General features: G+C 71.7%; 6 protein-coding genes and 1 pseudogene. 3 read left to right on the forward strand and 4 right to left on the reverse strand.

Translation table 11 applies throughout. The features are described from left to right. From ABZY44_RS36805 to ABZY44_RS36820, 4 genes and pseudogenes are all read right to left on the reverse strand, one after another. Positions 1–114 (reverse strand): annotated as a pseudogene (locus ABZY44_RS36805) (ATP-binding protein); the annotation flags it as partial. After that, positions 95–490, reverse strand: coding sequence for a DUF742 domain-containing protein (locus ABZY44_RS36810; protein ID WP_356661769.1), 396 nt, complete (start codon positions 488–490; stop codon positions 95–97). The pseudogene ABZY44_RS36805 and the gene ABZY44_RS36810, both read right to left, overlap by 20 nt. 152 nt (positions 491–642) lie before the next feature. Further along, positions 643–1,056, reverse strand: a complete 414-nt coding sequence (locus tag ABZY44_RS36815) for a roadblock/LC7 domain-containing protein (RefSeq protein WP_042820501.1) — start codon at positions 1,054–1,056, stop codon at positions 643–645. A gap of 9 nt (positions 1,057–1,065) precedes the next feature. After that, positions 1,066–4,917 carry a nitrate- and nitrite sensing domain-containing protein gene (locus ABZY44_RS36820; RefSeq protein WP_356661772.1) on the reverse strand — a complete coding sequence of 1,284 codons (3,852 nt, stop codon included), beginning with the start codon at positions 4,915–4,917 and terminating at the stop codon, positions 1,066–1,068. Between the two features lie 600 nt (positions 4,918–5,517). Here ABZY44_RS36820 and ABZY44_RS36825 point away from each other — a divergent pair. From ABZY44_RS36825 to gltX, 3 genes are all read left to right on the forward strand, one after another. Next, positions 5,518–5,703 (forward strand): hypothetical protein, encoded by a 186-nt coding sequence (locus ABZY44_RS36825; RefSeq protein ID WP_356661774.1) that lies wholly within the window; start codon positions 5,518–5,520, stop codon positions 5,701–5,703. Positions 5,704–5,814: 111 nt separating this feature from the next. Continuing rightward, entirely contained in the window at positions 5,815–6,621 is an 807-nt protein-coding gene (locus ABZY44_RS36830; protein WP_356661776.1) for a fumarylacetoacetate hydrolase family protein, read from the forward strand. Beyond that, the gene (gltX, locus tag ABZY44_RS36835) at positions 6,614–8,089 is read left to right on the forward strand and encodes a glutamate--tRNA ligase (RefSeq protein ID WP_356661778.1); all 1,476 of its coding nucleotides are present in this window, start codon (positions 6,614–6,616) and stop codon (positions 8,087–8,089) included. The genes ABZY44_RS36830 and gltX overlap by 8 nt, the downstream gene beginning before the upstream one ends. The last annotated feature ends 138 nt before the right edge of the window (positions 8,090–8,227 follow it).

Raw genomic sequence — 8,227 nt, forward strand, 5'->3', positions numbered from 1 at the left:
GGAGACCGCGCCGACGAACGTGGTCTTGCCCACGCCGAAGCCGCCCGCCACCACGATCTTCGCGGAGGTGGTGGAGCGAGGAGCCGCTCCGCCGTCAGAGCTTGCGAAGTCCACTGAGAACCCTCTCGAGCAGCGTTACGTCCGGCGTGCCGCCGGCCTCTCCATTGCCCGGCTGGTGGATGGCCACCATGCCGGCCTCCGCCAGGTCGGCGACGAGGATCCTGGCGACACCGAGCGGCATCGACAGTAGTGCGGAGACCTCCGCGACCGACTTGACCTCACGGCAGAGGGTGCAGATGCGCTGGTGCTCCGGGAGCAGCCCGGAGAGGTGCATCGGATCGGCCGTGGTGCTGACCAGTGCCTCTATGGCGAGCTGGTAGCGCGGTCGGGTCCGGCCGCCGGTCATCGCGTACGGACGAACCAGCGGCTGGTCGCCATCCGAGTACGACGAGTCTCCGTACGCATCGGGGTAGGCGGGGGGCGGGGTCATTGATCCTCCGGGCTGGACAGCAGTGGTCAGCGTGCCGTCTGAGGGGGCGGCCGGTGGGGGGAAGGTATGACGGCCTGGCGGTGGTACTGGGTTCCGGGGCGCGGGCCCCGGGCATCCCGGCCGGAAGTACCGTCCGGCCGGGAGGGTGGCTGTCAGGTGAGCAGGCTTCCCTGCAGTTCTGCGCGCAGGTCAGGGGTGAGGACGTTGCCGGCGCGGTCCACGAGGAGGGCCATCTCGTAGCCGACGAGGCCGATGTCGCACTCGGGGTGCGCGAGCACCGCGAGCGAGGATCCGTCGGAGACGGACATGAGGAAGAGGAAACCCCGGTCCATCTCGACGACCGTCTGGTTGACGGCGCCGCCCTCGAAGATGCGGGAGGCCCCCGCGGTCAGCGAGGTCAGCCCGGAGGCCACCGCGGCGAGCTGGTCGGCCCGGTCGCGCGGGAAGCCTTCGGACATCGCCAGAAGGAGGCCGTCGGCGGATACCACCACCGTGTGGGACACCCCGGGGGTGTTGTCCACGAAGTTGGTGATCAACCAGTTCAGGTTCTGTGCCGCCTGGCTCATCGAACTCAACTATCGCTCCTGCTGGTATGTGGGGTCGGTGTGGTAACTGCCGGTGGCCGGGCCGCTGTTGCCGGCCTGACGTCCCTGCTGGATACCGCGCCGGAGGTTGGTCAGACGGCCACGGACGTCGTCCGGGGAACGCGAGACCTGCGGACCGGCCTGTGCCTCGGCCTGCTGCTGCGCGGTGCCGGCCACGAGGTTCGCTCGCGGGACCCGGCGGGGCAGCCCCGAAGTGGTGATGCCGCCGGCGGCGGGCTGGCGCACGCGCTCGGCCTGCCGCATCAGTTCGTCGTTCGGCGAGGAGCGCCAGCTGACGGTCGGCATGGCGCCGGTGGCCGTCTGGGCACTCTCGGCCGGGGCCTGGTCCTGGCCGCGCTGCGGCAGCTGGTTGTGCTGCGGTCGCTGCGGGGAGGCCGGGGCCTGGGCCGACGGGGCGGACTGCTGCGGCTGCTGGGGTACGGCCGGTTCCTGCGCGGGGGGCTGGGCGCCCTCCTGGCGGAACCAGTTCGACTCCAGCGTGTCGAAGATCGGGCTGCGGCCCTGGGCGGCGTTCGGACCGGCCGGGGGCAGAGCCTCCGGCCGGGGACCCTGCGGCAGCCTCGGAGCCTCGGAGTGCGCGGGCGGTACGGGGGCGTACCCGCCCTGCGGCTGCGGGGCCTGGCCGGGCTGGGCGTAACCGCCGACACCGGGACCGCCGGGCCGCTGGGCCTGGAAGTCCGGGCGGGGGAACTGGCCGGTGGAGGCCGGGTCCGCGAAGTCGGGCCGGGGGAACTGGCCGGTGGAGGCCGGGTCCGCGAAGTCCGGACGGGCGAACTGGCCCGTGGTGCTGTTGCCGGGCTGCTGGTAGCCGGGGCCGCCGGACTGCGGGGCCGGGGCACCGAAGTCCGGACGGGGGAACTCGGAGGTGGAACCGGGGCCCGACAGCTCGTCGTGGCCGCGCGGTACGTCGTGACCGCCCTGCCCGGCGCCCCAGCTGGTGGTCTGCGGGATTCCGGCCGGACCGCCGCCCGCACCCGGAAGCTCCGGACGCGGTGCGCCACCGCGCGGCGGCAGCTGCGGCCGGGGACCGCGCGTGCCGGGGGCGACGGGCGCCGGGGCCGCGGGGCCACCGGACTGCGGCTGCGGGGACGGGGGCTGCGGGGACTGGGGCTGCCGCGGCTGCGGCCGCTCGAAGCCGTTGCCCTGCGGGAAACCGCCCGAACCGGATGCCGTGGGAGCGCTGCCCGGACGGGCCGTCGGGCCGCCGAAGCCACCGGGACCGCCGAAGGCACCCGAAACGCTCGGGGCACCCTGGCCGCCGGGACCGGAGGCCGGACCGCGGCCCGGCAGCGCCGCACCCGCACCGAAGGCGCTCTGGGTCTGCCCGCCGGGCGCACCCTGCTGGGGACGGCCGGACGCCGGCCCCTGCGGACCGCCCTGCTGGCCGGGGCCCTGCGGACGCTGCCCGCCGGGGCCGCCGTCGCGGCCCGGCAGGGCCGCGCGCTGGGCACCGGCGGCAACCTGGCCGCGCTGGGGACCCGCGCCCACGGGGGGACGCGCGCCCGGACCGGCGAGGGAGCCCTGCGCCTGCGCGCCGCCGCCCTGGCCGCCGGCGGCGCCGGGAACACCCTGACCGCCCTGACCGCCCTGACCGGGCATCGGAGCGGGCTTCTTGCCGCCCTGGGCGACGTCCACCGGCAGCATGACGAGGGCGGTGGTACCGCCCGAGTCGGAGGGGCGCAGCTGGATGCGGATGCCGTGTCGCAGGGACAGGCGGCCGACCACGAACAGGCCCATGCGGCGGGAGACGGAGACGTCCACGGTCGGCGGGGAGGCGAGCCGCTCGTTGATCGCGGCCAGGTCCTCGGGGGAGAGGCCGATACCGGTGTCGTGGATCTCGACGAGCACGCGCCCGTCGGGCAGGGCGTGACCGGTGACCTTGACCTTGGTCTGCGGGGAGGAGAACGAGGTGGCGTTCTCCAGCAGCTCGGCGAGGAGGTGCACGAGGTCGTTTACCACGCGGCCGGCGACCTCGGTGCCGGGCACCGAGGAGAGTTCGATGCGCTCGTACTGCTCCACCTCGGACGCGGCGGCACGGAGCACGTCGACGAGCGGGACGGGGCGGGTCCACCGGCGGCCCGGCTCCTCGCCCGCGAGGACGAGGAGGTTTTCGCCGTTACGGCGCATGCGGGTCGCGAGGTGGTCGAGCTTGAAGAGCGAGGAGAGCTGGTCCGGGTCGGCCTCGCGGGACTCCAGCTCGGAGATGAGCGAGAGCTGGCGCTGGATGAGGCCCTGCGAACGGCGCGAGAGGTTGGTGAACATCGCGTTGACGTTGCCTCGCAGGAGGGCCTGCTCGGCGGCGAGGCGGACGGCCTCGCGGTGCACGTCGTCGAAGGCCGCGGCCACCTGGCCGATCTCGTCCCGGGTGTGCAGACCGACCGACTCCACGGTCGTGTCCACGTCCTGCGGGTCGGACTCGGAGAGCTGCTTGACGAGCTCGGGCAGCCGGTCCTGGGCGACGCGGGTCGCGGTGTCCTGGAGGCGGCGCAGCGAGCGGATCATCGAGCGGGCCATGACGAAGGCGCCGACGAGGGAGACGCCGAGGACGAGGAGGATCAGCGCACCGTTGATGATGGCGTCGCGCTGCGACTCGCTCTTGAGCTCGCGGGCCTTGACTTCCATGTCCTCGAGCAGGGTCAGCTCGATGATCTTCATGGCCTGGAGCTTGGTGTCGTCCGCGTCGTACCAGTCCATCCAGGAGCGGTTCTTCTCCTTGGCGAACTGGTCCTTGTTGCCGAGGACCCGGCGGGCGTAGTGGTCGGCGGTGCCGATCTCCTGGTTGCCGTCGCCGAGCACCGCGAGGAGCTCCTCGGGCTTGCCCTGGTAGACGAGCTCGAAGGTGGTCTTCGCCTTGTCCTCGCCGCTCTGCGCGGCAAGGGCGTACAGCCGGTCGTTCTCGGGGAGGTTGCCGCCGAGCGCGGGGTCGGCGGGGAGCGCGGCAGCGATGATCGCGCGCTGGATCGAGGCGTACTCCTTGGCGGAGGAGAACGCGGCCAGCGCGCGGGTGCGCTTGATCATCTCGGGGTTCGAGGTGGCCTGCGCCATGTCCTGGGAGAGCGAGAGCAGCGAGACGATCAGCGAGTTGTACTCGGTGACCGTCTGCTGGGCGCCGTTCTGGTACGCCTTGCCGCGGATGTCCTCGATCTTGGTGAGGCCGCGGCCGATCTGCAGGACGTTGTTGCGGATCGACTTGAGGGTCTCGTCGTTGTCGCCGGCGTTGTCGACCTTGTCGGTCGCGGCGGCGAACGCCTTGGCCGCCGCGTCGGTCTGGTCGCGGGCGCCCTTGACGAGGCTGTTGGCCTTGCCGGACTTGTCGACCGACAGCGGACCCGCGGACTGGTCGCGCTCCGCCTGGAGCATGGCGGCGAGGTTGGTGGCCTGACGGGTCATCGTCGTCAGCAGCTGCATGTGCTCCAGCTGCGCGATGTCGTTGAGCGAGTCGTTGATGCGGAAGCCACCGAGCGTGGTGGCGGCGACGACCGGCAGAGTCAGCAGCGACACGAGTCGCGTGCTGATGCGCCAGTTCTGCATGGCGAGACGGGAACCGGAGGACCCACTGGGGGTCTTGGGTATCGCCGTGTCGCGCTCGGCCGACTCGTCGTCGCCCCGGGGCGCGCCCTTGGGCTTGACGCGTCCCTTCGCCTTCACCGCGGCGGAGCCCTCGGGGCCCGCGCCTTCGACAGCCGGCCCGCGGTTCTGGGCGTGCTGGGGCGAGGAGCCGCGGTCGGTCCCGGCGCGCGGGTCCTGCTCCGCCGCAGCGTCCCCTCGGCCCTGGCGGGCCTGGGGAGACCCCTTGCCGTCCCTCTTGAATCGTCCCTGCACTAGCGTCGCAACCTCTGGACCAGGCGTCCCGCCGGGCGACCGGTGGGACGGTGTCGAGTCGTGGGGCAATGCGCCCCATGGTGGTCGTCGGTGACCGGCGCGTCTCCCTCTCCGTTGCCGCCGCGCTCGGCGCTGTCTCGCGCCACCTGCGCGCCGGCTGATTCCCGCGGCGGTCCCGCGAATTCCAGCACAGAGGGGGATCTCCAACAAGGTGCGAGTACCGCGCCGGAGAGTCGGTCACGGCTTGTGACCCGAGCGCTACCCCTCGTGGAGGCGAATTCGTACGGAACCGGACTTACGTCGCCCAAACCCCGCACCTGGCAAGGTGTCCCAGTCGCGATGATCGGGAGCGGAATAACGCATTCAGTGGCGCAATGTCCGCTTTATCGGGTGGGGTTGGCTGCCCGTTATGTCTTTAATGCCTGGCCGTGGGTGAGCAAACTCACATAGTCGTGGCCATGACTTCCCGCTTCGGCGGGCGATCTGGATGTTTAGCCTTGCGCTTTACAGGGTTGACGCGTGCGACAAGCGGCACCCGGAAGTCAGCTCGGCGGCACCCGCCGCCCCACCCGACCAGCGAGCCGAGGGCCCCAGACTCCGATGAAGACGACGATGATGTTCCGCAACATAGCCAACCCGCGCCGCACCACCCTCGCGCACCTCAAGGACGCCGAGGAGCTGCAGGCCGTACCGGTCGCGGAGCACACCGTCGAGCTGCCGGCCCAGACCGCCAACCCGCGCCGCACCGTCCTCATGGACGCACCGGTGGCCGTCCCCGCGCAGTAGGCCCGGCACGGGTCCTCCCGTGCCGGAGCGCGCGGAGCGGCGGCCCCCACCGCGTTAGCCTGGAGTCCGCAGACTCCAGCCAGCGGAAATACAGAGGGGCAGACGCAACACGTGCGCATCGCCAGGTTCTCGATCGACGGCAATGTCGCGTTCGGCGCGGTGGAGGGCAGCACTGCCCCCGGCGCCGAAGGTGAGCTCGTCCTCGACATCATCAAGGGCATTCCGTTCGCGGACTTCGAGCTCTCCGGCACGAAGGTCCCGCTGAACAAGGTCCGGCTGCTGCCGCCCGTGCTCCCCAACAAGGTCGTGGCCATCGGCCGCAACTACGCGGAGCACGCGGCGGAGCTGGGCAACGCCATCTTCGACAGCGAGGGCCGTCCGGAGGCCCCGATCACCTTCTTCAAGCCCTCCACCTCGGTGGTCGGCCCGGGGGACCCGATCGCGTACCCGTCCTTCTCCGAGGACCTCCACCACGAGGCGGAGCTCGCCGTGGTCATCGGCCGCATGTGCCGTGAGGTCCCGCGCGAGCGCGTCAAGGACGTCATCCTCGGCTACACCTGCGCCAACGACGTCACCGCGCGCGACGTCCAGCGGCGCGAGAAGCAGTGGGCCCGGGCCAAGGGCTTCGACAGCGCCTGCCCCCTCGGCCCCTGGATCGAGACCGACCTCGACCCGGGCGATCTGACCATCCGGTGCACCGTCAACGGCGAACAGCGCCAGCTCGGCCGCACCAGCCAGATGGTCCGCTCCGTCGAGGACCTGATCGTGCACATCACCGAGGCCATGACGCTGCTCCCGGGCGACGTCATCCTCACGGGGACACCGGCCGGAGTCGGCCCCCTCAACGTCGGCGACGAGGTCGCCGTCACCATCGAAGGCATCGGCACTCTCACCAACAAGGTGATCAAGCGTGGCTAACGCGACCCCCCGCGTACGTTTCTGTCCGTCCCCGACCGGCAACCCCCACGTGGGCCTGGTCCGCACCGCCCTGTTCAACTGGGCGTTCGCCCGCCACCACGGCGGTACGTTCGTCTTCCGCATCGAGGACACCGACGCGGCCCGTGACTCCGAGGAGTCGTACGGCCAGCTGCTCGACTCGCTGCGCTGGCTCGGCTTCACCTGGGACGAGGGCCCCGAGGTGGGCGGCCCGCACGCCCCGTACCGCCAGTCCGAGCGCATGGACATCTACGCGGACGTCGCGAAGAAGCTGATCGACGGCGGCTACGCGTACAACTGCTACTGCTCCACCGAGGAGCTGGACGCGCGCCGCGCCGCCGCCCGCGCCGCCGGCAAGCCCTCCGGCTACGACGGCCACTGCCGCGAGCTGAGCGTCGTGCAGGTCGAGGCGTACGAGGGGGAGCACCGCCCCCACATCGTCCGCTTCCGGATGCCCGACGAGACCATCACCTTCACCGACCTGGTCCGCGGCGAGCTGTCCTTCAGCCCGGAGAACGTGCCGGACTTCGGCATCCTGCGGGCCAACGGCGCACCGCTGTACACGCTGGTCAACCCCGTCGACGACGCGCTGATGGACATCACGCACGTCCTGCGCGGCGAGGACCTCCTCTCCTCGACCCCCCGCCAGATCGCGCTGTACAAGGCGCTGATCGAGCTGGGCGTCGCACAGCGGATCCCCGCCTTCGGCCACCTGCCGTACGTGATGGGCGAGGGCAACAAGAAGCTCTCCAAGCGCGACCCCGAGGCCTCGCTCAACCTGTACCGCGAGCGCGGCTTCCTCCCCGAGGGCCTGCTGAACTACCTCTCGCTCCTCGGCTGGTCCTTCTCCAAGGACCAGGACATCTTCTCGATCGAGGAGATGGTGGCGAAGTTCGACATCCCGGACGTGAACGCGAACCCGGCGCGCTTCGACCTCAAGAAGGCCGAGGCGGTCAACGCCGACCACATCCGCCTGCTGGACCCGAAGGCCTTCGCGGACGCCTGCGCCCCGTGGCTGCGGGCCCCGCACGCGAACTGGGCGCCGGAGGACTTCGACGCCGAGGCCTGGGAGCGCATCGCACCCCACGCCCAGACCCGCGTGACGGTCCTGTCCGACATCACGGCCAACGTCGACTTCCTGTTCCTGAAGGAGCCGGTCGAGGACCAGGCCTCGTGGGACAAGGCGATGAAGGGCGAGCCCGCGGCCCTGCTGACCACGGCCCGCGCGAACCTGGAAGCGGCGGACTGGTCGGACCCCGAGTCCCTCAAGCAGGCCGTCCTGACCGCGGGCGAGGCCCACGGACTCAAGCTCGGCAAGGCCCAGGCCCCGGTCCGCGTCGCGGTCACCGGCCGCACCGTCGGCCTCCCGCTGTTCGAGTCCCTCGAGATCCTGGGCAAGGACCGCTCCCTGTCCCGCATCGACGCGACCCTGGCGAAGCTGGCCGCGTAGCCGTACCCGTACGCCCCGCCGGGGGGCGGCGGCCGGATCCCCGGCTCGCGGTCAAGCCGCTGCTGACCCTGGACGGCGGGCGGATCGAGATGCTGGAGAAGGTGCGTACGGCCTCCAAGGCCATCGCCCGCCTCGAGG

The sequence above is a fragment of the Streptomyces sp. NPDC006544 genome, assembly GCF_040611715.1.
Classification (GTDB): Bacteria; Actinomycetota; Actinomycetes; order Streptomycetales; family Streptomycetaceae; genus Streptomyces.